The organism is Rhodococcus koreensis, from assembly GCF_900105905.1.
Lineage (GTDB): Bacteria > Actinomycetota > Actinomycetes > Mycobacteriales > Mycobacteriaceae > Rhodococcus_F > Rhodococcus_F koreensis.
The window spans coordinates 7,373,077-7,399,717 of the sequence record NZ_FNSV01000005.1 but is presented as its reverse complement, the minus strand read 5'-3'; the positions used below and the strand labels follow the sequence as shown (position 1 = coordinate 7,399,717).

The 26,641-nt window shown below is 66.4% G+C and carries 26 protein-coding genes; 14 read left to right on the top strand and 12 right to left on the bottom strand.

Annotated elements, in window-relative coordinates:
• Window positions 1-185 precede the first annotated feature (185 nt).
• The 9 genes from BLV94_RS38255 (at window position 186) to BLV94_RS38215 (ending at window position 7,355) form a co-directional block, all read left to right on the top strand.
• On the top strand, window positions 186-1,202 hold the full coding sequence (locus BLV94_RS38255) for a PDR/VanB family oxidoreductase (protein ID WP_095865893.1): 1,017 nt from the start codon (window positions 186-188) through the stop codon (window positions 1,200-1,202).
• Between the two features lie 24 nt (window positions 1,203-1,226).
• Window positions 1,227-2,489, top strand: a complete 1,263-nt coding sequence (locus BLV94_RS38250) for a cytochrome P450 (protein WP_072944031.1) — start codon at window positions 1,227-1,229, stop codon at window positions 2,487-2,489.
• 63 nt (window positions 2,490-2,552) lie between these two features.
• Complete coding sequence (locus BLV94_RS38245; protein WP_072944029.1) at window positions 2,553-3,374, top strand: MoaF C-terminal domain-containing protein; 822 nt, start codon at window positions 2,553-2,555, stop codon at window positions 3,372-3,374.
• A gap of 12 nt (window positions 3,375-3,386) precedes the next feature.
• Entirely contained in the window at window positions 3,387-3,797 is a 411-nt protein-coding gene (locus tag BLV94_RS38240) for a cupin domain-containing protein (RefSeq protein ID WP_072944027.1), read from the top strand.
• Window positions 3,798-3,844: 47 nt separating this feature from the next.
• Entirely contained in the window at window positions 3,845-4,753 is a 909-nt protein-coding gene (locus tag BLV94_RS38235) for an alpha/beta hydrolase (protein ID WP_072944025.1), read from the top strand.
• A 47-nt stretch (window positions 4,754-4,800) separates the two neighbouring features.
• Entirely contained in the window at window positions 4,801-5,238 is a 438-nt protein-coding gene (locus tag BLV94_RS38230) for a carboxymuconolactone decarboxylase family protein (RefSeq protein ID WP_072944023.1), read from the top strand.
• Between the two features lie 32 nt (window positions 5,239-5,270).
• Complete coding sequence (locus tag BLV94_RS38225; RefSeq protein WP_072944269.1) at window positions 5,271-5,804, top strand: DUF5134 domain-containing protein; 534 nt, start codon at window positions 5,271-5,273, stop codon at window positions 5,802-5,804.
• 67 nt (window positions 5,805-5,871) lie between these two features.
• On the top strand, window positions 5,872-7,071 hold the full coding sequence (locus BLV94_RS38220; protein WP_072944021.1) for an NAD(P)-dependent malic enzyme: 1,200 nt from the start codon (window positions 5,872-5,874) through the stop codon (window positions 7,069-7,071).
• Complete coding sequence (locus BLV94_RS38215; protein WP_072944020.1) at window positions 7,062-7,355, top strand: WhiB family transcriptional regulator; 294 nt, start codon at window positions 7,062-7,064, stop codon at window positions 7,353-7,355. Before BLV94_RS38220 ends, BLV94_RS38215 begins: the two co-directional genes overlap by 10 nt.
• A gap of 77 nt (window positions 7,356-7,432) precedes the next feature.
• On the opposite strand, the gene BLV94_RS38210 is transcribed toward BLV94_RS38215, so the two are convergent.
• Window positions 7,433-8,395: an LLM class F420-dependent oxidoreductase gene (locus BLV94_RS38210; RefSeq protein ID WP_072944018.1), complete on the bottom strand. Its 963-nt coding sequence runs from the start codon at window positions 8,393-8,395 to the stop codon at window positions 7,433-7,435.
• 95 nt (window positions 8,396-8,490) lie between these two features.
• Here BLV94_RS38210 and BLV94_RS38205 point away from each other — a divergent pair, with 95 nt between their 5' ends.
• On the top strand, window positions 8,491-9,339 hold the full coding sequence (locus BLV94_RS38205; protein WP_072944016.1) for a helix-turn-helix transcriptional regulator: 849 nt from the start codon (window positions 8,491-8,493) through the stop codon (window positions 9,337-9,339).
• 135 nt (window positions 9,340-9,474) lie between these two features.
• Here the strand turns inward: BLV94_RS38205 and BLV94_RS38200 are convergent, their stop codons facing one another.
• A complete protein-coding gene (locus tag BLV94_RS38200; protein WP_072944015.1) occupies window positions 9,475-10,617 on the bottom strand; it encodes an RNA-guided endonuclease InsQ/TnpB family protein in 1,143 nt (380 codons plus the stop codon).
• Between the two features lie 122 nt (window positions 10,618-10,739).
• Here BLV94_RS38200 and BLV94_RS38195 point away from each other — a divergent pair, with 122 nt between their 5' ends.
• Window positions 10,740-11,234, top strand: coding sequence for a dihydrofolate reductase family protein (locus tag BLV94_RS38195; RefSeq protein WP_143051455.1), 495 nt, complete (start codon window positions 10,740-10,742; stop codon window positions 11,232-11,234).
• Between the two features lie 8 nt (window positions 11,235-11,242).
• On the opposite strand, the gene BLV94_RS38190 is transcribed toward BLV94_RS38195, so the two are convergent.
• The 3 genes from BLV94_RS38190 to BLV94_RS38180 all read right to left on the bottom strand — a co-directional run bounded on the left by BLV94_RS38190 (window position 11,243) and on the right by BLV94_RS38180 (window position 13,941).
• Window positions 11,243-11,770 carry a hypothetical protein gene (locus BLV94_RS38190; protein WP_072944011.1) on the bottom strand — a complete coding sequence of 176 codons (528 nt, stop codon included), beginning with the start codon at window positions 11,768-11,770 and terminating at the stop codon, window positions 11,243-11,245.
• Window positions 11,771-11,788: 18 nt separating this feature from the next.
• Window positions 11,789-12,877: a DUF2207 family protein gene (locus tag BLV94_RS38185; protein WP_072944010.1), complete on the bottom strand. Its 1,089-nt coding sequence runs from the start codon at window positions 12,875-12,877 to the stop codon at window positions 11,789-11,791.
• A 191-nt stretch (window positions 12,878-13,068) separates the two neighbouring features.
• A complete protein-coding gene (locus BLV94_RS38180) occupies window positions 13,069-13,941 on the bottom strand; it encodes an LLM class F420-dependent oxidoreductase (protein ID WP_072944008.1) in 873 nt (290 codons plus the stop codon).
• Window positions 13,942-14,043: 102 nt separating this feature from the next.
• Here BLV94_RS38180 and BLV94_RS38175 point away from each other — a divergent pair, with 102 nt between their 5' ends.
• Window positions 14,044-15,147 carry an alpha/beta hydrolase family protein gene (locus tag BLV94_RS38175; RefSeq protein ID WP_072944006.1) on the top strand — a complete coding sequence of 368 codons (1,104 nt, stop codon included), beginning with the start codon at window positions 14,044-14,046 and terminating at the stop codon, window positions 15,145-15,147.
• Here BLV94_RS38175 and BLV94_RS38170 read toward each other — a convergent pair.
• The 6 genes from BLV94_RS38170 to BLV94_RS38145 form a co-directional block, all read right to left on the bottom strand.
• Window positions 15,128-16,750 carry a GMC family oxidoreductase gene (locus tag BLV94_RS38170; RefSeq protein ID WP_072944004.1) on the bottom strand — a complete coding sequence of 541 codons (1,623 nt, stop codon included), beginning with the start codon at window positions 16,748-16,750 and terminating at the stop codon, window positions 15,128-15,130. The genes BLV94_RS38175 and BLV94_RS38170 overlap by 20 nt on opposite strands.
• Entirely contained in the window at window positions 16,747-18,315 is a 1,569-nt protein-coding gene (locus BLV94_RS38165) for an APC family permease (RefSeq protein WP_072944002.1), read from the bottom strand. The genes BLV94_RS38170 and BLV94_RS38165 overlap by 4 nt, the downstream gene beginning before the upstream one ends.
• 56 nt (window positions 18,316-18,371) lie before the next feature.
• Window positions 18,372-19,892 carry an aldehyde dehydrogenase family protein gene (locus BLV94_RS38160; RefSeq protein ID WP_083395801.1) on the bottom strand — a complete coding sequence of 507 codons (1,521 nt, stop codon included), beginning with the start codon at window positions 19,890-19,892 and terminating at the stop codon, window positions 18,372-18,374.
• On the bottom strand, window positions 19,889-21,514 hold the full coding sequence (locus BLV94_RS38155; protein ID WP_083395800.1) for a BCCT family transporter: 1,626 nt from the start codon (window positions 21,512-21,514) through the stop codon (window positions 19,889-19,891). The genes BLV94_RS38160 and BLV94_RS38155 overlap by 4 nt, the downstream gene beginning before the upstream one ends.
• Window positions 21,511-22,671, bottom strand: coding sequence for an aromatic ring-hydroxylating oxygenase subunit alpha (locus BLV94_RS38150; RefSeq protein WP_072944001.1), 1,161 nt, complete (start codon window positions 22,669-22,671; stop codon window positions 21,511-21,513). The genes BLV94_RS38155 and BLV94_RS38150 overlap by 4 nt, the downstream gene beginning before the upstream one ends.
• Before the next feature lie 462 nt (window positions 22,672-23,133).
• Window positions 23,134-23,931, bottom strand: coding sequence for an IclR family transcriptional regulator (locus tag BLV94_RS38145; RefSeq protein ID WP_072943999.1), 798 nt, complete (start codon window positions 23,929-23,931; stop codon window positions 23,134-23,136).
• Window positions 23,932-24,103: 172 nt separating this feature from the next.
• Between BLV94_RS38145 and BLV94_RS38140 the strand changes: the two genes are divergently transcribed.
• Window positions 24,104-24,466, top strand: coding sequence for a bifunctional 3-phenylpropionate/cinnamic acid dioxygenase ferredoxin subunit (locus BLV94_RS38140; RefSeq protein WP_072943997.1), 363 nt, complete (start codon window positions 24,104-24,106; stop codon window positions 24,464-24,466).
• Window positions 24,466-25,644: an NAD(P)/FAD-dependent oxidoreductase gene (locus BLV94_RS38135; protein WP_072943995.1), complete on the top strand. Its 1,179-nt coding sequence runs from the start codon at window positions 24,466-24,468 to the stop codon at window positions 25,642-25,644. Before BLV94_RS38140 ends, BLV94_RS38135 begins: the two co-directional genes overlap by 1 nt.
• Before the next feature lie 32 nt (window positions 25,645-25,676).
• Here BLV94_RS38135 and BLV94_RS38130 read toward each other — a convergent pair whose 3' ends face one another.
• Window positions 25,677-26,477, bottom strand: coding sequence for an IclR family transcriptional regulator (locus BLV94_RS38130; protein WP_072943993.1), 801 nt, complete (start codon window positions 26,475-26,477; stop codon window positions 25,677-25,679).
• Between the last annotated feature and the right edge of the window lie 164 nt (window positions 26,478-26,641).

Genomic DNA, 26,641 nt, shown 5'->3' with positions numbered 1-26,641 from the left:
CGTGATCGCACGGTGCGGCAGATTACGACGGGCCACACGTTGTGACCTATCCCATGCGAATAGCCCGACAGTGCGGCCGATCACAACGGGTCAATCGACCACGCGCGAGTCCAACGCGTCGCCGACGTGGCTCGGTGCAACACAGTCCACGCCGGGGCATCCGGCCGAAATTCGAAGGAGTCCCCATGGCATCGCAGTTCGAGGCCCGACACTCCGGCCAGCAGCCTCGGCGAGCGGACACCGAGAATCAGGCACGCGAGGACCTCGCGATGGAAATCAAGGCCAAGACGCCGATCACCGACACCGTCACGCAACTGACCCTCGTCCGCGCCGACGGTCGAGACCTCCCCGACTGGACGCCGGGTTCACACATCGACGTCGTACTCGGACCGGACATGGTCCGGCAGTACTCCCTGTGCGGGGAACCCAGCGACCGTCGTTCGTGGCAGGTGAGCGTCCTGTACCAACCCGACGGCCGAGGCGGCTCCACACGCCTCCATCACGAGTTGCGCGAAGGCGAAAGCATCACCGTCCGTGGGCCACGCAACAACTTTCGCCTCGTCGACGCACCCCGGTATCTGTTCATTGCCGGAGGAATCGGAATCACCCCGTTCCTCCCCATGATCACGTCGGTCGATCGAGCGGGAGCCGAATGGTCCTTGATCTATGGAGGCCGCAGTCGACGCAACATGGCGTTCGCAGACGACCTGACACAGGCTCACCACGACCGCGTGACCTTGGTTCCGGCAGACATCCACGGGCGCATCGATCTCGCTCGCATCCTCGCGGGTGTCACTCCCGATACCGCGGTATACGTGTGCGGACCGGAGAGTCTGCTGTGTGCTGTGGAGGCGATGGGCGCCGAGCTCGACAATATCGGCGACATTCACCTGGAGCGATTCACTCCGAAGACTCCAACGGACGCGCCCGTCCTCGATGAATTCGAAGTCGAATTCGTGCGGAGCGGTATCACCGTCTCGGTCGGATCGGATCAATCAATTCTCGACGTCGCACGGTCCGCCGGCATACCCGCACCATTCTCCTGCTCCGAGGGAACGTGCGGGACCTGCGAAACAAATATCGTGTCGGGCCTGGCCGATCATCGTGATTCAGTTCTCAGCCCTGCAGAGCAGGAAGAAAACAGCACCTTGATGATCTGCATCAGTAGGGCCGCGTGTCCAAAGATAAAACTCGACCTCTGACAGCCCACCGAAGAGAGGAAAACAATGACTGGATGCCCGGTCGCTCATACCGCCGCTGGATTCTCGTTCTTCGACCGCGAATATCAGGAGAATCCGGGAGCCTCGCTGGCGTGGGCTCGCGAGAGCCAACCGGTGTTCTACAACGACGACTCGGACTACTGGGTCGTCACGCGGCACGAAGACGTGAAATCGGTCTTCAGCCAATTCAATCAGTTCTCTGCGGCCATCACCCTGACGCCGGTCACCCCTCCCTCCGAGGAGGCGGGCGCGCAGCTCGGCAAGTACAACTTCGCGCCCTGCCCCGTCCTCGCGGATTCCGACCCGCCCATGCATCGGCAGTACCGCCGGCTGAACGCTCCGGCATTCATGCCAGACCGGATCGACCCTCTTACTCCCTACATTCGGGACACGACGAACGCCTACATCGATCAATTCGTCGATCGGGGTCATGCCGATCTTGTCGCCGATATGCTCTGGGACATACCCTGTTTGGTCGCTCTGCAGTTCTTGGGGATTCCCGAGGAGGACGTCGACACCGTACGCAAGCTGGCCACGTCCATGACCGAATTCGTGTGGGGACGGCCTACTCCCGAGGAGCAGATCCGTGCCGCCGACGGATTGGGCCAGTTCTGGGAGATGGGTGAGCGCGTCATCGGGAAGCTCAAGGAACTCGACGATCCACCGGGGTGGTTGGGCCACGCGATCACGATGCAGCGCGAGCACCCGGACGTCATCTCCGACACGTGGCTGCAGACGAACGTCATGGGCGGCGCGATGGCGGCCCACGAGACCACGACCAATGCCACCGCGAACGCGGTCGTCACTCTGTTGAGGAACCGCGACCAGTGGGATCGCCTGTGTGCGGACCCATCTCTGATCCCCGCGGCGGTCGAGGAGTGCCTGCGACTCAACCCGTCGGTGGCCGCCTGGCGCCGAGTCGCGAAGCAAGACGTGCAGGTCGGCGACGTGACGATTCCCGCGGGAGGAAAGATCCTCATGGTGATCGCGTCGGCGAACCAGGACGGCTCCGTGTTCGACGATCCCGAACGATTCGACATCGACCGAGACGCCAAAGCACACATCGCATTCGGCGCGGGAACGCACATGTGCCTGGGTAACCATCTCGCCCGACTGGAGATGGTCATCTATCTGGAGGAACTGACGCGACGCCTGCCCCACATGACTCTCGACCAACAGGAGTTCCACTACGTTCCGAACACCTCGTTTCGGGGCCCGGAGTCGCTGCACGTCAGTTGGGACGTCGAAAAGAACCCGATCCTCACCTGAGCGGCGCCTCGCGCGCCGAGCGCTCTCGAGCACTCCCGAACGCTACGAACGGAGAAAGCACGCATGACCACCAACTCCATCGACTTCTCTGATACCAGGACCTGGCCGCCACTGGACGGACTCGCGCCAGGATTCGACGGCAACAAAGCCGTCAGGTCGAGCAGTGTGGCCGGCCGCGACATCGTGTTCACCAACTCCCACGGCAGCCGGGTGTCGCATCGTTTCGGCACGGCCACCGTCGAATGGAGCTACGAGCCCGGGCCCGGCGACCCGCACCCAGTCATCTCCGGAACGGACGACTACGAGGCCTTCGACGTCGCAGAAGGGTTGGTGTACACACAATTCCATCATCGTGACGACGTGCCGAATACAGCAGTCAGCCTCGTCCTCGACTTCGACCACGGACGCAGCCTGGCCATCGTGAGCACGATCGGAGATCCGGCCGAAGGCCGGACCCGGGTGCAGCACAACTTCCTGCAGGGCCGCATCGAGGGACTGGAGACGCGCGGACCCGAGCCGGCACCCACGACCGCACTCCTGGGTCGGCGAGTGCTGTGGACCTACAGCGACGATCACAGCTACGAGCACGTCTACCTCGGACCGCACTCGTACACGTGGCACTGCCTGGCCGGGCCCGCGGCCGGCCTTGCGGACACCGACGAGTGCACGACCTATCAACTACGCCCCGGAATCTACGTCTTTGCCTCGCGGGAAAAGGTGACCCCCTGCGCGTCGGTCACCATTGCCGATCACCGCGACATCACGTCTCTGCGATCGTACGGAGCCCTCTTCGGACTGGACGAGACAGGTGAACTGCCGACGCACTTCACCTTCGGCGCAGTAGGCGAGCTACTCAGTCACACCGTACGAAACACTCACTCCTGAAAGGACACGCCCATGTTGGCAAAAGGAAACGTCAAGGTCACCGACCTGCTCTGCGCCACCCCGCCCGCGATTCCCGAGGGTTCGCACGCGATGACACAACTGGTCGAACTCCCACCGGCCGATCCTGGACTCTCGCCGCATCGCCACTCCGGACCGGTGTTCGGTTACGTACTGGAGGGCAGCATCTTCTTCGAGTTGGAAGGCGAAGAACCCAGGCTGATTGCTGCGGGCGAGGCATTCTGGGAACCCGGCGGTGACGTCGTGCACTACCAGGTCTCCAATCCCGATCCACAGGCCTGGAGCCGGTTCGTCGCCGTGTGCATCTGCGCTCCCGACGTGGACATGATCACCATGCTCGAACCGGAAGAGATCATTGCCCGCGATCATCTGCGCCACCCCAGCGCACGTCAGCACCAGGGCTGACCACCGCCGCGACCCCACGTCGCGCACTCGAAACGAAATGAGGATTCATGTCAATACTGTCGCGACGGGCGGTGGCCGACATCATCGCCCGCCGGTTCGCCGCCAAGATCAACTCTGCGATCCACCCCGCCGGCGAACCCCGGTTCCCTGAAATCACCATTCGCACAACTGACGTCAGCATCGAGACGCGCCACGGCCCGGTCGCTGCGACCATCTATCCCCCGCAGTCGCCGACAGGCAACCCCGGGGTTTATGTGAATGCTCACGGCGGCGGCTTCGTGGTGGGACACCGCGAACAGGACGACGCCTGGTGCCGCTTCCTTGCCGCCCACGCCAATGTCTATGTGCTCAACACGGATTACGCGTTGGCGCCACACAAGCGGTTTCCCACGCCCGCCGAACAGTTCTACGACGTAGTTCAGTGGGCATCAGCAGCGGAACGTGACTGGGACGGCACGCGGTTGTGCGTCGGCGGCCAGAGCGCAGGAGGCAATCTGTCAGCAGCCGTGTCGCGGATGTCGCTGGAAAACGACGGCCCCGCCATCTCGTTGCAGATTCTGCACTACCCGCCGCTCGACATCGTGACGCCTCCCTCCCACAAGCCGTCACCGCTGGGCTCGAAAGCCGTCCTGCAGCCCTGGTTGTGTGAGGTGTTCGACACCGCCTACACGCCCGATCGCGCGCAGCGTAGCCACCGGTTCGTCTCGCCGGCATGGGGAGACAACGCCAACGGCATCGCAGGTATCGCACCGGCATTGGTCATAACCGCAGAGTTCGACCGACTGCGCGATGAAGCCAAGCGATACGCGGACAAGCTCGAGGCGGTCGGCGCGCTCGCCGAATACGTCGAGGTGCGCGGTGTCGACCACGGTTACGACATCATGACCGACGAGACCGAGATAACACGGCGGATGTACGAGGTGATCGTCGCTCACGTCAACCGGGCGATCGACTGAAACATTCTGTCCCACAACCGTTCGACAACCTACCCAAAAGGAACATCATGAGCAGCGTAAATATCGGCAAGCAGCACCCGACCGTCTACAAGGGCCTGGTGAAGCTCGACGCGGAAGTGAAGTCCGCTCTGGACCTGGCGGGCGTGGATCCGCTCCTGGTGGAGTTGGTGAAGATCCGCGTCTCCCAGCTGAACGGCTGCGCCTTCTGCCTTCGCATGCACACCCGCGACTCTCTGGCCAAGGGAGAGAAGGCAGATCGGCTCGCGGTTGTCGCGGCGTGGTGGGAGGCGCAGTACTTCAGCGACCAGGAGCGTGCCGCGTTCGCCCTCGCCGAACAGGTCACCGGTCTCGCCGTTCCGGAACGGCGCACCTGGGACGACGGCTCCCTCACAGAGGACCAGGTGTCCGCGATCACCTGGCTCGCGATCGTGATGAACGCCTGGAACCGGGTTGCCATCACCAGCCACTACCCAGTGGCGCCGTAGAGCGTGCATTCTGCCGGTCGCTGAGTGTGACGATGTTCGATATCCCAGTCGCGGACGCGGCGATGTTCGTCGGAGCGGTCGGGGCCCTCGTCCCGATGTGGCGGGCGCACGGAACGGACTGCCGGGTACGGATCGGGCACGGTGCAATGGCGGTGTCCATGGTCGCGATGATGATCCCCGGGGTGCCGACGGGGATTCACCTGCTCGGGGGTGCCGTCCTCATCGCACTCGCCGTGTTCGTCACCGGCGAGACCATGCACCGCCGGACCGCGATTCCCTGCGCGGTCGATCTCACGGCGATGGGGGTCCTGCTGCTCCTGGCCCCGACGTCCGCTCCCGCCCCGGCGGCGTCGGCGCCGGGGCCGGGGCAGGCACCCTCCGGCCACCATCACGGTGGCGCAGGAATCTCGACGGACTGGCTTCCCCTCGTCGTGCTCGTGTGCTGGGCGCTGCTGACCCTGCACCTCTTCCGCTCCACCCCGCGCCGCGAGCGCCGTTCCGGCGTCAAGACCGCGGCGGCGGGTTCCGCACTGATGATCCTGGGCATGGCTCCGATGGCCGTCTGACACCACAGAGGGGTCCCGAGCAGAGTCCTCGCCCACTTCGCAAAGTCGTTCAGAGAAAAGAGTTTCCGTGCCCCTCGTGTCCGAACCCACCACACCTCCGACGGTCGAACTGACCGACGAGGAGATTTTCGCCGGCCATCTCGGCGGCAAGCTCTCCGTCGAGCTGACCGCCCCGCTGGACAGCCAGCGCGACCTGTCCATCGCCTACACCCCGGGGGTGGCGCAGGTCTCCCGCGCCATCGCCGCCGACGAGCCCCTCGCCGACCGCTACACCTGGACCAGCCGCCTCGTGGTCGTCGTCTCCGACGGCTCCGCGGTGCTCGGTCTCGGGGACATCGGCCCGCGTGCCTCCCTTCCGGTGATGGAGGGCAAGTCGGCCCTGTTCAAGAACTTCGCGGGCCTGAACTCCATCCCGCTGGTCCTGGACACCCAGGACCCGGACGAGATCGTCGAGACCCTGATCCGGCTGCGCCCGAGCTTCGGTGCCGTCAACCTCGAGGACATCTCCGCGCCCCGCTGCTTCGAGATCGAACAGCGCGTCATCGAGGCCCTGGACTGCCCGGTCATGCACGACGACCAGCACGGCACCGCCATCGTCGTCCTCGCTGCGCTGAAGGGTGCGGTCAAGGTCCAGGACCGCGACCTGCGCGGGTTGCGCGTGGTCATCTCCGGTGCCGGCGCCGCCGGTGTGGCGTGCGCGAACATCCTGCTCGCCGCCGGGATCGCGGACGTGACGGTCCTCGACTCGAAGGGCATCGTCTCCGTGGATCGTCAGGATTTGAACGCGGTGAAGGTGGATCTGGCCGCGCGCACCAACCCGGCCGCCCGCCGCGGCGGCGTCGCCCAGGCCCTCGACGGCGCGGACGTGTTCCTCGGCGTGTCCGCGGGCACCGTCCCGGAGGAGCTGATCGCGACCATGGCGGAGAACTCCATCGTGTTCGCACTGTCGAACCCGGACCCGGAGATCCACCCCGACGTCGCCCGCAGGCATGCGGCGATCATCGCCACCGGGCGCTCGGATTTCCCGAACCAGATCAACAATGTGCTCGCCTTCCCCGGTGTGTTCCGGGGTGCCCTCGACGCCGGCGCCCGGCGCATCACCGAGGGCATGAAGCTCGCCGCCGCCGAGGCGATCCTCTCGGTCGTCGGTGACGAGTTGGCTGTGGACAAGATCGTTCCCAGCCCGCTCGATCCTCGCGTCGCCCCCGCTGTCGCGGAGGCAGTCGCCGCCGCTGCGCGGGCGGACCGCGTCACCGCATGGCACTGACGACGGTCCCGGAATTTCACGATCGACCGACAGTGGATCCGACCCGCTGGCGCGAATCAGCCAGCTGCACTTCGGTGGGCGACTATTTCTTCTTCGCTCCGGAGAGCGAAACAGACCACGCCCGCTATCTCCGAGAGGACATCGCCCGCGGCATCTGCGGAGGCTGCGTCGCCCGCAACCACTGCCGCCGGTACTCGCTCGAGACCGCACAGCCGTACGGAGTGTGGGGAGGCTTGACCGAATGGGAACGCAAAGAGATTCTCGAGCGATGCAGCGCATCGTGACGAGGGAGACCGGACCAGGTGACGCGCGTGAACGCCACATCGGCAGGCGCGTCACCCGCCGGCGCGCGGGCTCAGACTCAGATTCCCGCCGCCGAGACGAGCTCCCGAATCTCGAGAGCTTTGTCCAGCATCTGACGTGTGTTCCGCCACCAGTCCTGCAGGTGCAGGTCGAGGATCAACTCGTCTGCGCCCGCACTTGCCACGGAGGCGATGTCGTCGAGAATCTGCGCGGTTGTGCCCGAAAAGCCGATCCGATCGTCGTCGAGCGGAGTCTCGGAGAACGCGACGTTCCCCACCACGATCATTTCCATCTCGGACGGGTCCCGCCCTGCCGTGGCCGCGGACTGGCGGATCAGGTCCCACGCCGCGCGAAGCTTCTGAGCACCGGCGGCGCCCGGGGTCGGGAAAAGCGGCATCCAACCGTCGGAACGTCGGGCAATCCGTTCCAGCACACGCGCATTGGGACCTCCGGCGGCGCTGACATCGACATCGCCGGCCAAGATGACCGGAATCGGCGAAGCCGGCTTCGGCAGGACGTAGGCGTTGTCGATGAGCGTGTGGGGCCCGCGATAGTTCACTGGATCCGGACCCCAGGCTGCGTCGAAGACGTCGAGGGTCTCGTCGAGCAGTCGGCCGCGCTCGGACTTGGCCATGCCGACCGCCTCGAACTCGTCTACCGCCCAGCCTGTTCCCAACCCCGCAACCACACGCCCGCCGCTGATCTGGTCGAGGGTCGCGAATCTCTTCGCGAGTTGGAGAGGCTGATGAAGGCCGGCAACAATCACACTGGTGCCCAGTCGGACTCGCTCGGTCACCACCGCTGCCGCAGCGAGGACGGTCAGCGGGTCAGCCGCTTGCCGATACGCGGACGGCCACGGCGCGCCCGGAGTGAAAGAATCGCGGGGCGCCACCGGAAACAACAGTCTCTCCCAGGCCCAGACACTGTCGAACCCGGCACGTTCGGCAGCGCCGGCAACTTCCGTGACGTCGTGACGCAAATCAGTACCGACCCGCTGGGGCAGTCGAAGTCCAAGTCTCATGAGTCCAGAATGAACTATCGTCGTCCTGGTACCAGGAGTGAATTTATCCTGGTATTCGCGCCACCCGGATCGTCGTCCTCCCAGGTTCGGCTTCCATGAGGAATGTGAACGCACGTCCTGAAGTCCGTGCCCGTCGCGGCGAGTTCGGCGCTTTCCTGAAGAGTCGCCGCGCCCGCATCACGCCGGAGCAGGTCGGGCTGCCCACCGGAGGGCGCCGCCGGACCCCGGGACTGCGACGCGAGGAGATCGCCCAATTCGCCGGCGTCGGAGTGACGTGGTACACGTGGCTCGAACAGGGTCGCGACATCAAGGCATCCGAGCACGTGCTTACGGCGATCTCGCGGACGCTACGGCTGAATCTGCACGAGCACGCCCACCTGTTGACGCTGGCCGGCGTGACAGAACCGCCGAGCGCGACGGAGTGCAATGCCGTTACGCCGTCGATGAAGACAATGATGGCCAAGCTCGACCCGTATCCGGTGATAGTGCGCAATGCGCGCTGCGACGTCCTTGCATATAACCGGGGCTACTGTTGGCTGATGGGCGACCTGGACGCTATTCCGTCCGGCGAGCGCAATCTTCTCGTCCAAAATCTGCTGAACCCTGAGTGGCGGGCGCGCACCGTCGGCTGGGCGGAGCACGTGCCCCGTATTGTGGCGGGCTTCCGCGCCGCGTGGGCGGAGCACCTCGGCGAGCCGGCGTGGGAATCCCTGGTGAAGCGACTGACTGCCGAGTCGCCCCTGTTCGAGCAGCTGTGGAATCGATGCGACGTGACCCGCGAACCCGTCACAACTCGGCGCTTCGAGCACCCCACTGCGGGGCCGCTGAAGTTCCACGTGACCCACCTGAACGCCGGCGTTCATTCGGAGATCACGATGTCCACCTTCACACCAGCCGACGAGATCACGGCATCGAGGCTGCCGACCGCGCCCGGCCCGCGATGATTTTGCGGTCGTGGCGGTGTCAGTATTCGTATGAGAACACTGGCGTTGACGTCCTCTCGGCCGTGAACGACCGAGATTCCCCCCGGGACTCGCGTCCCGAGGTTCCTGTTTCACCGACAGTCGCCACCCCGCACGTTATGTGCGAGGCGGTCTCACACCATCTCCGCAGGCTGCCACCGCCAGTCCGACGGCCAAAATGTTCCTCGCCGCATTCACATCCCGATCATGGACGACGCCACATCGGCACGTCCACTCCCGCACGTTCAGCGGCATCGTCGACGCGACCTCCCCGCACACCGAGCAGGTCTTCGACGACGGATGAAACCGGTCGATCGCCACCACCCGCCGCCCGTACCAGGCGGCCTTGTATTCGAGCATCGACCGGAACTCGGACCACCCCGCATCCGAGATCGCCCGCGACAACGACCGATTCTTCACCATGTTCCGCACACTCAGATCCTCGATGGCGATCACTTGGTTTTCGCGCACCAGCCGAGTGGAGAGTGTGTGCAGATAATCGCGGCGCCGATCGGCGATCCGACCATGAATCTTCGCGACCTTCAGTCGAGCCTTGGCCCGGTTCCGGGATCCCTTCTCCTTCTTGGCCAGCATCCGCTGCGCCTTCGCCAACCGTTCACGATCCGTGCGTTCGTGGCGCGGGTTGGTGATCTTCTCCCCCGTCGACAGCGTGTACAGGCTGGTGATCCCGGCGTCGAGCCCGACCACCCGATCGGCCGGCTCGAGTTCGCTGATGGTGTCCTCGACGAGGATCGAGATGTGGTACTGACCGCGAGCATTGCGCGAGACCGTCACCTGCGACGGCACCGCCCCCTCCGGTAGTGGCCTCGACCACCGAACGTCCAGGGGTTCGGTCTGCTTGGCCAACCGGAGTTGCCCGCCGCGGTAGGTGAAGCAGTTCGAGTAGTAGGTCGCCGAATCCTTCGACTGGCCCTTCTTCTTGAATTGCGGGTAGCGGGTCTGCGTGCGCCAGAACTTCTCGAACGCGCCCTGCAACTGCCGCAGCGATTCCTGCAACGGCCCCTTCGACGGCTCCGCCAACCACTCCGTCTCAGCGTCCCGCTTCCATCCGGTGAGCATCTTCGAGGTATCCGCGTAGGTCACCCGACGCTGCTCCTGCGACCACGCCCGCGAGCGCTCGGCCAACGCCCGGTTATAGACATACCGGGTGCACCCGAACGTCCGAGCAAGCTGTTCCGCCTGCACCGCAGTCGGATAGAAACGAAACTTGAACGCCCGCTTCACCACCCTCCCCGCCATGACCCAGACACTAACCCCACGGTCCGACAAATCCAGATCGGCTCACCCTGACCTCAAGGATCGGGTTTGCGCCGAAAGATTCACGGATCACCCAGAACATCACCCTCGACGGCTCGATCGAGATGCTCGGCGACTGGTTCGACCCATCGGACCAGGATCCGCAGTTGCTGGAGGCGACCAACCGGCAGTCCGAGCGCGCGGACGCCATGTTGCTGGGTCGGCAGACGTTCGAGGACTTCCGCAATTACTGGCCCCGACAAACCGACGACCAGACCGGGATCACCGATGAGCTGAACCAGATTCAGAAGTACGTCGTCTCCTCCACGATGTCCGACCCCGAATGGGGGAACTCGACCGTGCTCACGGGCGACTGGATCGCCCAGGTGAGGGCACTGAAGGGGAAGGAGGGCCGCGACATCGTCGTCACGGGCAGCATCACGCTGACCCATGCCCTGATCGAGTCCGGCCTGGTCGACGAGTACCGGCTGTTCGTGTACCCGGTAGTCCAGGGTCGGGGACGAAGGCTGTTCCCCGACGGCTACGAGACGCCGAGGCTGCAGTTAGTAGAGGCCCGCGGCTTCCAGAACGGCGTCTCTTTGCTGCACTACACCGTCTGAGGCCGCACCTACCGCTCCGCGTCAGCAGGAGCTGTGAGCGTGGTGGTGGTGGTGGTGGTCGTCGGTGTCGGTCTCTTCGTCCGCGTCGGCAGCTCTGGTGGTGGCGGCAGCAAAAAAGTGGTGGTCGGCTCCGACGAGCGTGTCACGGGGAGTACCTCGAACGTCGTCTGCACCACCATCGACGGGATCGGCACGCACCGCAGCCCGGCCACCTGGAAACCGCGACTGCCGCGGTTCGGCACCGTCGCGCGGAAGTCCGCGACGCCGCCGACCTGACGGGTCTCGCCCAGGACCCGATCTCCGAACTCCACCGACCACGGCCCGCCACACGTCGGAAGATTTGTCGCGTGGTACTGGATGCGGTCGCCCGGCTGCCCGCTCGGCGGAGTGACGAAGAGGACCGGTCCAGCGGGATCGAGCATGCGCGTCGCTTCCCGGTCGGGTTCGCTCGACGCGCCGCCGCCGGTATGGACTGCGAGCAGGACAGCAACGGACCCGACGAATGCCGTCGCCGCCAACCAGGGTGTCTGTCGCACCGGTCTCACCTCGCACCCTCAATTATGCGGCTTCGCCGCCCACTGCAGGCCGGTCTCGTCGTCGTACAGCGTGGGCGACGGGTACCAGTCGGGGTTTGGGGCGGCACGTCCGGTTACGCGGCGGTACTGCGCCGACCACCGGTCGGCGACACCGAAGGCGAAGGCGTAGGGGACGGCGGCGAGGAAGCACTCACGGACCGCGGCGGACCCGATCGTCTTCGACCGACCCGACAGCACGCGTTCGAACCCGGCGGCGGCCGCCGATACTTGCCGCCCCGTCGGCGTGTGCCGAAGGCCCGTTCCCGCCGCGAACACGCCGAGGGAGCCGGCGACGAACGCGACGAACGGAGCCCCAAGAAGCGTGGGACCGAGTGCGCCGAGGAATCCGAGCGCGGCGAGAACCGTGCACAGGCATGCCATTGCCCGCCCGATCCACGTCCTGATCGAGGGTACGAGCAGATCATCCTGCGCCGCCCACGACCGGCATGCGTCGGACATCGCGCGCATGCCCTCTCTTACCGCGTAGCCGGATGTCGGCGAGCCATCGGCGACGAATACCGCACCCGTCGAACGGATTCCGAGGGAATCGGCCAACACCCGGGAAATGGGGTCGATCTGCCTCCACCGTTGAGGGGTGCCGATCCCCTCGATCTGCCACAGACCGTCGTCGACCAACGTGAGCCGGACTGCCGACTGCTCGGCCAGGTGGAGCAGTGTCGCCGTCGGCGCGCTGTCGCCGATCCACTTCCGCACGACGTATTCGGTCTGCGCAGGCCCGAGACCGGGAACGGGTCCGTACCGCACCGGCGCCTCGGGAAGCTCCTCGCGGGCACTTCGCGACCACCGACGTCCCGCGCCCCACGCGACGACCGACATCCCCACGGCGACCCCGGCGAGCACGAACGAGTCGCCGACGATCGCGGCGAGTCCACGCGCATTCGACGTCGGCCCCCACACCAGGGGCAACAGCAGTCCTGTGCAGGCCGAGGCACCGAGGAGTACGGCACCGGCAACGCGCATCCTCGCCGCATCCGCAGCGCGACCCTGCGCCGCGCTGCGGCCCTCCCCGCCGGAATCGGGCTGGTTTTCATCGCCGTTGTCGTACATTCGCTGACCTCGCTGCCGGGGATATTCGCTGATATCGCAATCCTCGGCACACTCACCCCCGGCAACCAGATGACACAGGGACTACCAACCTCACCTCGAGGTGCACGAATCCTCACCCCATCGGGGACGACGCTCCCGCGCACGGTGTGTTGCGCCGACACCTCCGTCCGGTCGGTGGCGGCGAACGCGATTTACCAGTCCGCGATCACCGGGACGACGCGGTCGCCCAGGATCTCGAGGGGCGTGATCGACGCGACCTGCGGCACCCATCCGTGAACGTGGGTTATGCCGAGCTTCGACAGGTCCTCGAGCTGACCGAGCAAGGTGTCCACATTCTGTCCGTCCGCACCCGGGTCGAGCGGGAACATCACGGTCTTCTCGATGGCGTCGTAGTCGGTACCGAGCGCACTGCAATGTTCCCTCAGCACGTCCAGCTTGTGGGCGACCTCGGGTCCACCGAACAGATTGCAGGCCTGTGCGTACTGCGCGACCATCCGAAGCGTCTTCTTCTCGCCCCCGCCGCCGATGAGGATGGGCGGGTGTGGGCGCCGTAGCGGCTGCGGAACGTTCATGGTGCGGCCGAGCTGGTAGTGCTTTCCCTCGAACGGTCCGTCGTTGTCGCTCCACATCTGCAGGCAGATCTGCAGTGTCTCCTCGAGCCGTTCGAAGCGTTCGGCCGTCGGCGGGAAGTGGAGACCGAGGCCGACACTCTCGTCCTCGTTCCAGGCGGCGCCGATCCCGAGGTACGCGCGACCCTTCGACAGGACGTCGAGCGTGCTCACGGCCTTGGCAAGAAGGCCCGGCTCGCGATAGACGGTGGCCGTGACCCAGGCCAGCAAGTCCACCTTCTCGGTGACGGCAGCGAGGAATCCGAGGGTGGTGTACGCCTCGAGCATCTCGGTGTCGATCGGTCCTACCGGTTCGATCTGCCAGAGATGATCCATGACGCTGAGCTTGGAGAAACCCGCGTCCTCGGCGGTGACGGCAATGCGGCGCAGGTCGTCCGAGAGGTTCGACGGTCCGGCGGGAAAGGTGAAGTCGGCGATGTGCAGTCCAAGTTCCATAGCTCTCCACGCTAAACCTGTTGCCGCCTGCTACCCAGGGATCGTCAGTACCACCCACACGTGCCCTCGCCAGATGTCCTCACGGATACGTACGGTGACCCGGTGACCGAATCCGCTCGCCGACTCGACGTCGTCTTCGCACCCGGGACCGTCGCGCACAGGGGAACCGCCGCGGAACTCCTCGGCCGGGCGCTCGATGCGCGCGGCCTCACCGGCGAGGCGACGTTCGCCGCGGATTCCGCGGATCTGCAGCGCGCCGTGCGGACGGCGGCGGGCCGGGGCGAGTTCGTTGTCGTGCCCGGCGCCGGGGCATCCTTCACCGCACCGGCCTGCGGCGCGATCCGCGTCGATTTCGGGGATTGCGAGCCGGACCGCTCCGACGGCATCCGGGCCCACATCCGCGGGCGCGGACTCGACGGACTCCGATTCGCGGTCGACAGCTGGTACCACCACCGCTTCCACCCCGGGACGATCGTCCACTACGGCGACGACCCCGATCAGCGCGCCGAACTGCGGGTCCCGGACGGCACCGGACCCTTCCCCGTCGCCGTGCTGATCCACGGCGGATATTGGCGTCCCCGTTGGGAGTTCGACCTGATGGACGGTCTGGCGGTGGACCTGACGGCCCGCGGGTACGTGACGTGGAACGTCGAGTACCGGCGCCCCGCCGAGGACCGGTGGGCCGCGATGACGTCCGACGTCGCCGCCGCATTGCAAGCCGCCGGGACCGTCCCGGAGGTTGATGTGGGACGCGTGGTGGTCCTCGGCCACTCGGCCGGCGGGCAACTCGCCCTGCGCGCCGCCGCCGATGCCGCGGCCGAGGAGGCGGCGGTGTGTCCGGCGCTGGCGGTCAGCCTCGCCGGGGTGCTGAATCTGCGACTCGCCGACGAACGCCGACTCGGCGAGGGCGCGGTGGCGAACGCCGTCGGCGGCCACTGGGCCGAAGACCGGGCGGCGTACGAGCGGTCGTCACCGCTCCATCGGCTGCCGCTCGGCGTCCCGCAACTCGTCGCGTGCGGCCTGGGCGACGAACCGGATCTGCTGGAGATGAGCAGGGAATACCACGCGACCGCAGCGGGGACTCCCGACGACGTCACCCTGATCGAGGGCCCCGGCGATCACTTCGCCGTCATCGATCCCGCGAGCGAGATCTGGCGAAGGATCACCGGGGCGATCGATGCCCGGATCAGACCTCGGACAGCGTAGACACCGCCGACCGCAGCCCTGCCCCGGCACGGCCGCGCAGCAGGTCCGCGCAGCGCTCGGCCATCGTCATGACCGTGATGTTCGGGTTGACGTGCGGCAGTTTCGGCATCGCCGACGCATCGACCACCCGAAGACCCCGCACCCCCTTGACCCGCAGTTCCGGATCGAGCACCGCCATCGGATCGTCGACACCGCCCATCCGGGCCGTGCCCGCCGGGTGATACACCGTGTTGTGGGTCTTGTGGATGTAGTCGAGGATCTCGTCGTCGGTCACCGCATCCGGTCCCGGCGCCAGTTCACGGGCGATCCACCCGCGCAGCGCCTTCTGCTCGGCGATCGTGCGGGCCAGCTTCACCCCGGACAGCATCACCCGGTCGTCGTGACCGTCGCTGTCGGTGAAGTACCGGGGATCGACCTTCGCGCGGTCGCGGAAGTCGCGCGAGCGCAGCCGCACCGTGCCCCGGGAGCGGCCCTGAGTGACGTTCGGTGTCAGGCAGAAACCGTTGTCCGTGGTGGGGTAGCCCCAGCGGAGGGTGTTCATGTCGAACGGCACGCTGCCGTAGTGCATCATCAGGTCAGGATGGTTCAGCCCCTCCTCGGTGGTGGCGAACAGGCCGATCTCCCACCACTGCGTCGACTCGGTGACCATCGGCCGGGACGCCTCCCAGAACACCAGACCCTCCACGTGGTCGTCGAGGTTGGCCCCGACACCGGGCGAATCGACGCGGACGGGAATTCCGAACTCCGCGAGATGCTCTGCCGGACCGATACCCGAGAGCATCAGCAGTTTCGGGGTGTCGATGGCCCCGGCGGTGACGATCACCTCGCGGCGCGCCGACACCGTGTCGTACCCGGTGAGGTCGGGGCGCTGGTAACGCACGCCCGTCGCCGTCTGCTGTTCGTCGAACAGGATCTCGCTGACCCAGCAGCCGGTCCGGACCTCGAGGTTGGGGCGGGTGCCGAGGATCGGGTGCAGGTAGGCGTGCGACGACGACATCCGGGTGCCGTCCTCGGACGCGTTGATCTGGAACCAGCCGGCCCCGTTCAGCACCGTTCCGCCGCGGTTGAACGCGACGGTCGGCAGACCGACCGCGGCGGCAGCGTCGAGAACCGCGTGGCCGCACGGATCGTTCGGTGGGACGTCACGCAACCGCACCGGACCGCTGCGGCCGTGGCCATCACCGGGGGCGTCGTTGTTCTCCAGCCGGCCGACGTACGGCAGGATGTCGCGTGCACCCCACCCCGACGCACCCATCGCCTCCCAGTCGTCGAGCACCTCGGCCGGTGGCCAGAACGCGATACACGAATTGTGCGACGAGCACCCGCCGAGGACCTTGGCCCTGGCGTGCCGCATGAAACTGTTGCCCCGCTCCTGCGGCTCGACCGGGTAGTCCCAGTCGTACCCGGAGTCGAGCAGGTGCATCCACTGCGACAGCTCGAGGATGGCCCGGTCCCCGACGTCCGACGGTCCCGCCTCCAGCAGGCACACCGTCACCGACGGGTCCTCGCTCAGGCGGGCCGCGAGGACGCACCCCGCACTGCCGCCACCCGCGATCACGTAGTCGAATTCCAGTGCAGTGCTCCGCAGTTCACTTTCGGTCATCGAGCAAGCTCCTTGTCGATCGGTTCGGATTGCGGTGCGGCCGGTGCGGCGGCCGCGGAGTGTGACGTCAAGGTACCGATGTGGTGCCGGCCGGTGGTGAGGTACCACAGCAGTCCGAGCCCGAGGATGACGCCGATGTAGACGAAGGCGCCCCACGTGTTGTACCAAGGCTCCCCGTAGACGGCTTCACGCGGCCAGGCGAGATTGACGGCCATGCCGATTCCCCACACCACGGCGACGATGTTGACGGGCAGACCCCATCTGCCCATCGTGAAGTAGCCGCCCTCCTTCAGGTCCCGCGGCGGCCACTGGCCGCGCAGCCTCCGCTTCAGCATCGGGCCGGTCACCATCAGGTAGGCGAGGTAGATCATGATGATCGCGATCGAGGTCAACACGGTGAAGATGTGCGGTTGACCGATGTTGACCACCAGGATCAGCGCGGCCACCACTCCGATCGTCACCGCGGGCACGACGGGTGTCCGCGTCTTCGGGTGAACGCGGGCGAGCCGCTCCCCGAACGGAAGTGCGTTGTCGCGGGCCATGGCGAAGGTCAGCCGGATGGCGGCGGTGTGCACCGCCAGCGAGCACACCGTCACGGCGATCACGATGCAGATCAGGAAGATGGTTCCCAGCGGGCCCCACATCACCTGCTCCACGATGTACTGCAGGCTGCCGTCGGACGCGCCGATCTTCGGATCGTCCAGGTCGGGCGCCGCCATCACGGCGAAGACGAGGATCGCGCCGCCGATCACGAACGAGGCGAGGATCGCACGGAGGATCGCCTTGGGGGCGGTGCGGCGGGGTTCCACCGTCTCCTCGCCCAGCGAGCTCGCGGTATCGAAGCCGTACATCACGTATCCCGACGCGAGAGTGGCCACCAGGAACGCACCGAGATAGCCTCCACTTTCACCGGCGCCGTAGCCGTGGGTGGAGAAGAACACCTGCGGGCCGCGGGTCGCGTTGGCGGCGAGGATGATCGCGATCAGCACCGCGGCAATGAGTTCGATGAACACCCCGGCGCTGTTGATCATCGCCATCAGACGGACACCGAGCGCGTTGACGACGGTGGTGAAGCCGATCATCACGGTCCCGAGAATGACGGCGTTGGTGGCGAAGTCGTGTTCCCCCGTACCGTCGCCGACGATCTGGAAGCCGCTCCACAGCCGAGGCAGATTGAGCTGCAGCGCCAGCACAACGGCCGACAGAGTGACGATCGACGCGGTGAGCATCAGCCAGCCGGCCGACCACCCCACCACTCTGCTGCCGAGCGTTTTCGCCCAGTTGTACACGGAACCGGCGATCGGATACTTGGCGGCCAGCTCCATGAAGCACAGTGCCACCGAGAGCTGGCCGAGGAACACCAGCGGCCACGACCACAAATATGCGGGGCCTGCAGTGCCGAAACCGAAGTAGAACAATTGGAAAGTGCCGGTCAGGATGGAAATGTAGCTGACGCCCGCGGCAAAGCTCGCGAACTTGCCGATACTGCGATCCAGGGACTCCTTGTATCCGAAATCTTCGAGTCCACTGTCCTGATCGCCGGTCGTGTTGTCGGGTCTGGTCATTCGATCACTTCCTGAGAAGTCGATGGGGTCTGCTCGCGGGCCCTGCCGAGTGCACGTCAGGTCGCGGTAAACCACCCCGCGTGAGGTGAGGTCGTGTTGTTCCAGATGTGTTTGACTTCCTGGTATTCGGAGAGCCCGGCGGGCCCGAGTTCGCGTCCGTTGCCGGACTTCTTGAATCCGCCCCACTCCGCCGCCGCCGTGTAGTAGCCGAAGTCGTTGAGCCACACCGTTCCGTGGCGCAGACGGCGCACCACCCGCTCGCCGCGGGCGGCGTCCGACGTCCGGACCCCAGCGGCGAGGCCGTACTCGGTGTCGTTGCCGAGTCGGACCGCGTCCTCCTCGGTGGTGAATCGCTCGACGGTGAGGATGGGCCCGAACGTTTCCTCCTGCACGATCCGCATCGTGCGGTCGCAGTGGTCGAAGATGGTGGGCAGGTAATAGCTGCCGCCGTCCAGCGCGGGATCGGCGGGCCGGGAGCCGCCCGTCCGGAGCGTCGCTCCCTCGGCGATACCCAGTGCCACATAGGCTTCGATCTTGTCGCGCTGCGCCGCCGACACGAGCGGTCCGGTCTCGCTGGCCGGGTCGAGTCCCGGGCCGACGCGGATGGCCTCGGCGCGCGAGACGAGCGCGGCGACGAACTCGTCGGCGATCGACTCCTCGACGATCAGGCGCGTCCCGGCCGAGCACACCTGACCCGAATGCAGGAAGACTCCGGTGAGCACCTGGTCTACCGACGACTCCCAGTCGGCGTCCGCGAAGACGAGGTGCGGATTCTTCCCGCCGAGTTCCACGGCGACCTTCGTGACGTGCTTCGCGGCCGTCTCCAGGATGGTGGTACCGGTGGCGAGTCCGCCCGTGAACGAGATGAAGTCCACGTCGCCGGTGTCGGTGAGGGCGGGGCCGAGGTCGGCGCCGCTGCCCTGCACGAGGTTGACCACCCCGGCGGGCACACCGGCCTCCTCGATCAGCCGAGTGAACGCGATCGTGCTCAGCGGCGTGACTTCGCTGGGTTTGAGCACCATCGTGCAGCCGGCCGCCAACGCCGGTGCCACCTTCCAGGAGATCTGCAGCAGCGGGTAGTTCCACGGTGCGATGAGGACGCACACCCCGATCGGTTCGCGGACGACGCGGGAGACGACGGCGGGGTCACCCACGTCGACGACGCGGTCGCTCGAGACGAGGGCCAGCCTGGCGTAGTACCGGAACACGGAGACGACGTCGTCGATGTCGATTCGGCTCTCCACCAACGTCTTACCGGTGTCGACCGTCTCGATGCGCGCCAGTTCCTCCTTGTCGCGCTCGAGGAGATCGGCGATACGCGACAGCAGCGACGATCGCGTGGCGACCGGCGTCTCCGGCCAGTCCCCGGCATCGAAGGCCGCCCGGGCCGCCTGCACTGCTCGCCCGGCGTCTTCGGGCGACGCCTCGTCGACGGTGGCGATCACGTTGCCGGTTGCCGGGTCGATGCAGTCGCGGGTGCGCCCCGATGTCGCAGCCACCCACTCCCCCGCGATGAAATTCACCGTGCCGAACAATTTCTGGACGTCGAGATCAGCAGATAGTGCCGACATCTTCATAGTGTGTCCGAAACCCTTTCGTGTTCAGATTCTTTCGTTGGGCCGACGATGAGCGGATCACGGGAGACGTCCCGGTACAGCGAGACGCACAGTCCGATCATCACCAGCAGGAACGGCGCGGCCGCGATGATCGTCATCGTCTGCAGCCCCTGAAGGGCGTCCGTGCCTCCGGTCCAGAGGATGAGCGCCGCGGTGCCGCCGGTGAGCGTGCCCCAGAACACGACGATCCGTTTGCTCGGGTGCCGGGTCCCCCGCTCCGACAGGGTGCCCATCACGAGCGATGCCGCGTCGGCTCCGGAGACGAAGAACAATGCCACCAGCACCATGACCAGGACGGTGGAGACACCGGCGAGCGGCAGGTGGTCGAGCATTCCGAACAACTGTCCCTCGGTCGACGACTGGGACGCCACATCGGTGCCGTCACGTTGCACCCCGATGGCGGAACCTCCGAACACCGCGAACCACACGAGGCTGACCGAGGTGGGAATGACGATCACACCGACGACGAACTGCCGGATGGTGCGGCCGCGGCTGATCCGGGCCAGGAACATGCCGACGAACGGGGTCCACGACACCCACCACGCCCAGTAGAAGATCGTCCACGACGACAGCCACGACGCGGTGTCGTCGCCGGCACTCGCGGCGGTGCGACCCGACATCGTCGCGAGTTGCGCGCTGTAGTCGGCGATGGTGGTGGGCAGCAGATTGAGGATCAGCACCGTGGGGCCGAGGACGAACACGAAGACGGCCAGCACGATGGCCAGCACCATGTTGATGTTGGACAACCAGTGGATTCCGCGGGCCACACCGGACACCGCCGAGGCAACGAACGCGAACGTCAGCAACCCGACGAGGGCCACCAGGGCGAATGTGCCGACCTCGCCCATCCAGCCGATGATCTCGAGCCCGGACCCGATCTGGAGGGCACCGAGGCCGAGCGACGCGGCGGTGCCGAACATCGTCGCGATGATCGCGAGCACGTCGATCACCTTGCCCGCCGCCCCCTCGGCGCGACGGCCGAGGAGCGGGACGAACGCAGAGCTGATGAGTTGCTTGCGGCCCCGCCGATAGGAGCCGTAGGCGATCGACAATCCGACGACCGCGTAGATCGCCCACGGGTGCAGTCCCCAGTGATACATCGTCGTGGCCATCGCCGACCCGGCGCTGCCGTCGGTCCCGGGAGGCGGGCTCACCATGTGCGCGAGGGGTTCGGCGACGCCGTAGAACATCAGCCCGATCCCCATGCCGGCGCTGAACATCATCGCGATCCAGCTGACCGTCCGGAACTCCGGCTTCTCGCCGTCCTTGCCGAGCGGAATCCGGCCGTACCGGGAAAACGCCAGGAACAGCGAGAAGAGGACGAACCCGGTGGCCGCGGTGATGAACAACCACCCCATGTCGGCGACGAGCCACCCGAGGGCCGCGTTCGAGACGAGCGCGAGATTCTCCGGCGCCAGCAGGCCCCACAGGATGATGCCCACCCCGACTCCCGCCGCGGCGCCGAACACCACCTTGTCGACACCGCCCCGCGGCGCGGCGTGGGCGGGTGTCGCGCGCTCCGGTTCCGGCGCCTGCACTTCGGGAGGGTCGATCACCCTCGGTTGCTCGCCGGCGTACGTCATTTCGCGTCCCCACCCAGCCGGGTCAGTAACCAGTCGTGGAATTCGCCGATGTGATGCTCCGCGGGCACCAGCACACCCCCGTCGCGGTAAGCCTTCGACGACATCGTCGGCTGCGTCCGCTCGCACGCATCGAAGTCCTGCTGGTTGACCCGGTGGAACAATTCGACCGAGCGGGAGACGTCGCGTCCCGACGCCGTGACGTCCGGCGCGTACAGCCAGTCGCATTCCACGATGGTGCGGTCCGCGGACATGGGGTACATGCGGTGGAAGATGACGTGGTCGGGCACGAGGTTCACGAAGACCTGCGGCCGCACGGTGATGGCGTAGTACTTGCGGTCCTGGTCGTCGCTGATGCCGGACAACGCCTCGAATCCGCCGCTTCCGTCGATGGTGAAGCCCTCGACTTCATCGCCGAAGGCGGCACCGTGCCCCACGAAGTACTGTGCGGCAAGGCCGTCCGCGAACTCCGGAAGCACCTCGGTGAGTTCCGGGTGAATGGTGGCGCAGTGGTAGCACTCCATGAAGTTCTCGATGATCAGCTTCCAGTTGGCCGCGACGTCGTAGGTGATCCGTCGGCCGAGTTCCAGGGTTCCGATCTCGTACCGGTCGATGGCGGCCGGATCGCCGAGCCGTTCGGTGACGGAACCGATGACCTCGTCCTCGAACGACGGCGGTTCGTCCGCGAGGCACACCCAGGCGTAACCGAGCCACTCGCGCAGCGCGACCGGCACCAGCCCGTACCGCACCCGGTCGATGTCGGCTCCGGTCTCGTCGCGCAGCGCGGCCATGTTCGGCGCGGCGACCAGTTTGCCGTCGAGTCCGTACGTCCACGCGTGGTACGGGCACTGCAGGTTCCGCCGAACCTGGCCTTCGTCCTCCGTGCAGAGCATGGCGCCGCGGTGCCGGCAGATGTTGAGGAACGCCCGGAGGGCGCCGTCCCGGCCGCGGACGACGAGGACGCTCTCCCGGCCGACGGTGACCTTCTTGAAGGCGCCGGCATCGGCGAGATCAGCGGTGCGGGCGGCGCAGAACCACATCGCCTCGAAGACGTTCTCCTGCTCGCTCACGAAAATGTCGGGGTCGGTGTAGTAGCGACCCCCCAGAGTGGGGATCAGTGCCGGGGCGGGCGCGGGGGCTTGGACGTCCGGAGCGGACATAGATGTCACCGTTCTTTCGTTACGGGAAAGATGCGTTCGGTCGGGGCTGTGACCTGGAATCTGTGGGCGTGTGGGGGCGCGGATCCGCCCGGCGAAACGACGCGCATGGATCCGGTCGGCTGCGGAGACTGCTCTCCGCAGGGCCGTCGCGATCCCGGGCTTGTTGCGTCATCGGCAACGCTAAGCGATTTACACAACTTAGACTGTCGCAGATGGGAGTGTCAAACATCACATTCGGGAGTTCTTTCGTGGGCGTGACGCCCCCGAAACACGGCATTAACGAAATGCCCGAATTACCGACGGGTAGAACGTTCCGCGTTGGGAGAGAAGGCCTTCCGGAGACGGAAGGATGAGGCCGGTGCCGCGGCGCCCGAATTGTCCGATCGATTTCCGGCCGTCGACGGGCCACGAAGGCGTCCGCGACCGCCCTCGGGCACCGCCCCACAGATGGCGTCTACGCTGCTACGATGCCTCGCCGTCCGACTGCTGGGCCTCGATGCGCGCGACGGCGCCCGCGAGCTCGAGGGCGACAGCCTCGAAGCGGTCCCTGGCGAGCCGGTACTCGGGGCCCGACACGCAGATGGACGCCACGATCCGCTTCGTCACCTGACTGCGCACGGGCACCGCCACCGAGTGCAGCCCCGCTTCCAGTTCCTCCGCCGTGGACGCCCACCCGCGCGACCGCACCCGCGCGAGTTCGACGCCGAGCGCGTGGAGGTCCGTGATGGTGTTGGGGGTGAGTGCGGGAAGATCCGGTCCCAGCCGGCTCTGCAGCTGGCCGCGCGTCAGCTCGGAGACCAGCACTTTTCCGGTTGCGGTGGCGTGCGCGGGACTCACCTGACCCACCCACGATCGCAGGGCGACGCGCCGGTCGCTGCGCGATTCGAGCACGTTGATCGTGCCGGCCCCGTCGAGGACGGCCAGGTTGACGGTCTCCCCGAAGGCGTCGGCCAGCCGATCGCATTCCGGCTGCGCGATCTCGACGAGCCCGCTCTGCGCCACGGTCGCCTCGGCGAGCCGGACGACGGCGAATCCCAGCTGGTACTTGCCGCGCACGCCGGCTTCCTCCACGAAACCCCGCTGCTGCAGGGATGTGATCAGCCGGGAGACCGTCGACTTGTGCACGCCGAGGCGCAGGGCGATCTCCGAGACACCGATGCGCCTCTCGGACGCGACGATCTCGAGCACGTCGATGGCGCGTTCGACCGCGTGCACCGTCTTTCCTCGCGCTTCGGTCCCCTGGGCCTCCGAATCGGTCATGCCCCGAGGTTATGCCTCCACCGATCCGGTACGCAGTTTTTACACGCGAACGCTTGACACCACGGGGAGGCAGCCTGGAGCATTGTGTTGCACGCCTCGCAAGTCGTCGCGTATAGCGCAACAACTGCACTTCCACTCTTGTCCTTCCTCCCCAACACTTCGGAGGTATCGAGTGATTCTCGATAGCGATTCCCCAGCTGCAGTCGACACCGGCATCACGGTTCCGGTGTGCGAGTTCATCGCGCTCCCGGTCGGCGAAGTCGCCACCGTCACCCCGCCCGGCATGACCCCGATCTCCGTCTTCCACACCGAAGACGGCCTGTACGCCATCGACGACACCTGCACCCACCAGGACGCGTCGCTCGCCGACGGCTGGGTCGAGGGCTGCACCGTCGAGTGCCCGCTCCACGAGGCCTGCTTCGACCTGCGCACCGGTGTGCCGTCCGGTCCGCCCGCCAAGATCCCGGTGCGCACCCACGCAGTCTCGGTCGTCGACGGCACCGTCGTACTCCACGTGGCGAACGGAGAGCACTGATGAACACGATCCCCGAATCCGTCATCGTCCTCGGCGCGTCGCTCGCCGGTCTCTCCGTCGTGCGCGCCCTGCGTGAGAAGGGCTACGCAGGTGCCCTCACGGTGGCGGGCAGCGAGTCGAGCCTGCCCTACGACCGGCCACCGCTGTCGAAGGAGTACCTGACCGGCGCACTCTCGGACGCCGACCTGTCACTGATGACCACCGACGACGACGGCCTCGACGTCGCATGGCACCGCAACCGGACGGCGACCGGGCTCCTGCGTGCCCCCGACGGACGTCACCGGGTGATCTTCGGCGACGATTCCTACCTCGACGCCGACGCTGTCGTCGTCGCAACGGGCGCCCGTGCCCGCACCCTGCCCGGCCACACCGGCCTCGCGGGCGTCCACACGCTACGCTCCGTCGAAGACGCCCTGTCGTTACGTGAATCACTTTGTCGCACCGAGAATCTCGTAGTCGTCGGCGCCGGTTTCATCGGTGCGGAGGTCGCCTCCAGCGCTGTCGGGATGGGACTCGACGTGACCGTCGTCGAGGCGTCGCCAACACCTCTTGCCGGACCACTCGGCATCGAACTCGGCGCGATCTGCGCCGGACAGCATGCGGTGAACGGGGTGCGGCTCCTGACCGGCGCGGTCGTCGAGCGGCTTCTCGGAGACGACACCGTCACCGGCGTCCAACTCCGCGACGGCACGATCCTGCCCGCCGACACCGTGGTGGTCGGGATCGGCGCGGTGCCGAATGTCGAGTGGGCGGGCGACTCCGAACTGCTCGTCGACGACGGGTTCGTCACGGACGCCCAGTGCCGGACCAACGTTCCCGGTGTCTACGCGATCGGCGACTGCGCACAGTCGTTCGACGAGACCCACCAGTCGCATCACCGCAGCGAGCACTGGAGCAACGCCGTCGCGCAGGCGGGCGCGGTCGCCGACACGATCCTCGCGTCGACACCCGGCCCCGCGGCGATCCCCTACTTCTGGTCGCACCAGTACGGCAAGATGCTGCAGTTCGCGGGCACCCGGAACGCGACCGACGAAGTCCGGTTCGTGGACGGCGATCCCGGGACGGGCTCGTTCGTGGCCACGTACGACCGGAACGGCGACACCGTCGGGGTCTTCGCGATGAACAATCCCCGGTTGTTCACGCGGTACAAGAAGCAACTCGCGAAGTCGCGAGCCTGAGGCGGGATCCGACGGTGACGACTCGAGCGACGCTACGGCGCGGCGTAGCCCAGCCGGCTGCTGATCCGCTGGGCGGTATCGAGCGCCGCCCGGGCGACCTCGTCGAAACGCTCCGGCAACAGCCGGTATGCGGGACCGGAAACACTCAGCGCAGCAATCACTCTCGCCGTGTAGTCACGGATCGGCACGGACACGGCGTTCATGCCGACCTCGAGCTCCTCCTCGGACTGAGCCCAGCCGCGGTCGAGGATGGTGGCGATCGACTCGGACAGCGTCGCCAGGTGGGTGATCGTGCGCGGGGTCAGGGCGATGAGACTGCCCCCGACACTGTCGGCGATCTCGGCGTCGGACAGTTCGCTCAGCAACAGCTTCCCGCTCGACGTCGCGTGGGCGGGGCTGCTCTGCCCCACCCACGTGTTGGTTCCGACTCCGGACGGCCCGTCCGCTTTGACGACGCTCACGGAACGGTCACCGTCGAGAATCGAGATATTGACACTCTCACCGACCGTTTCCGCGAGTTCGGCGCACAATTCCTGACTTTGTCGCACCAGGTCACCGTCCGGGGATGCGGTGCGGGCGAGGCGGACCAGAGAATTCCCGAGCCGGAATTTTCCCCGATTCTTCAATTGCGACACATATCCGCGCGAATCGAGAACGGCGACAAGTCGCGACGCCGTCGACTTGTGAACTCCCAATTCGTCGGCGATCTCCGTGACGCCCGCGGTGCCGAGCCTGGCGAGGATTTCGAGCACTGCCAGCGCACGGTCCACCGACTGCACGGCGCCGGCAGGACGGTTCCGATCCCCATTCGAGTTATCGTCCAATTCATTCATCGCAATTCTCAGGATAGGCGACTTCGTCCCATGGCGTGGCAGGCCTCCGCGCCGGAAATTCACGTCACGTGATCGACTCTCCGACATTCCCGAGCCCAATATGTTGATATATCAATTACCGACCCCGTCGCGATATTGCGCGCCCGCAGCGTCAACCCGTCGAC

Bases quoted from the DNA above. Each gene is read 5' to 3' on its own strand.
- BLV94_RS38155 (WP_083395800.1), bottom strand. From the start codon at position 21,514: ATGACGTACGCCGGCGAGCAACCGAGGGTGATCGACCCTCCCGAAGTG.
- BLV94_RS38195 (WP_143051455.1), top strand. From the start codon at position 10,740: ATGCTCGGCGACTGGTTCGACCCATCGGACCAGGATCCGCAGTTGCTG.
- BLV94_RS38245 (WP_072944029.1), top strand. From the start codon at position 2,553: ATGACCACCAACTCCATCGACTTCTCTGATACCAGGACCTGGCCGCCA.
- BLV94_RS38200 (WP_072944015.1), bottom strand. From the start codon at position 10,617: ATGGCGGGGAGGGTGGTGAAGCGGGCGTTCAAGTTTCGTTTCTATCCG.
- BLV94_RS38135 (WP_072943995.1), top strand. From the start codon at position 24,466: ATGAACACGATCCCCGAATCCGTCATCGTCCTCGGCGCGTCGCTCGCC.
- BLV94_RS38210 (WP_072944018.1), bottom strand. From the start codon at position 8,395: ATGAGACTTGGACTTCGACTGCCCCAGCGGGTCGGTACTGATTTGCGT.
- BLV94_RS38205 (WP_072944016.1), top strand. From the start codon at position 8,491: ATGAGGAATGTGAACGCACGTCCTGAAGTCCGTGCCCGTCGCGGCGAG.
- BLV94_RS38180 (WP_072944008.1), bottom strand. From the start codon at position 13,941: ATGGAACTTGGACTGCACATCGCCGACTTCACCTTTCCCGCCGGACCG.
- BLV94_RS38165 (WP_072944002.1), bottom strand. From the start codon at position 18,315: ATGACCAGACCCGACAACACGACCGGCGATCAGGACAGTGGACTCGAA.
- BLV94_RS38235 (WP_072944025.1), top strand. From the start codon at position 3,845: ATGTCAATACTGTCGCGACGGGCGGTGGCCGACATCATCGCCCGCCGG.
- BLV94_RS38130 (WP_072943993.1), bottom strand. From the start codon at position 26,477: ATGAATGAATTGGACGATAACTCGAATGGGGATCGGAACCGTCCTGCC.
- BLV94_RS38250 (WP_072944031.1), top strand. From the start codon at position 1,227: ATGACTGGATGCCCGGTCGCTCATACCGCCGCTGGATTCTCGTTCTTC.
- BLV94_RS38255 (WP_095865893.1), top strand. From the start codon at position 186: ATGGCATCGCAGTTCGAGGCCCGACACTCCGGCCAGCAGCCTCGGCGA.
- BLV94_RS38170 (WP_072944004.1), bottom strand. From the start codon at position 16,750: ATGACCGAAAGTGAACTGCGGAGCACTGCACTGGAATTCGACTACGTG.
- BLV94_RS38230 (WP_072944023.1), top strand. From the start codon at position 4,801: ATGAGCAGCGTAAATATCGGCAAGCAGCACCCGACCGTCTACAAGGGC.
- BLV94_RS38215 (WP_072944020.1), top strand. From the start codon at position 7,062: ATGGCACTGACGACGGTCCCGGAATTTCACGATCGACCGACAGTGGAT.
- BLV94_RS38225 (WP_072944269.1), top strand. From the start codon at position 5,271: ATGTTCGATATCCCAGTCGCGGACGCGGCGATGTTCGTCGGAGCGGTC.
- BLV94_RS38240 (WP_072944027.1), top strand. From the start codon at position 3,387: ATGTTGGCAAAAGGAAACGTCAAGGTCACCGACCTGCTCTGCGCCACC.
- BLV94_RS38145 (WP_072943999.1), bottom strand. From the start codon at position 23,931: ATGACCGATTCGGAGGCCCAGGGGACCGAAGCGCGAGGAAAGACGGTG.
- BLV94_RS38160 (WP_083395801.1), bottom strand. From the start codon at position 19,892: ATGAAGATGTCGGCACTATCTGCTGATCTCGACGTCCAGAAATTGTTC.
- BLV94_RS38185 (WP_072944010.1), bottom strand. From the start codon at position 12,877: ATGTACGACAACGGCGATGAAAACCAGCCCGATTCCGGCGGGGAGGGC.
- BLV94_RS38150 (WP_072944001.1), bottom strand. From the start codon at position 22,671: ATGTCCGCTCCGGACGTCCAAGCCCCCGCGCCCGCCCCGGCACTGATC.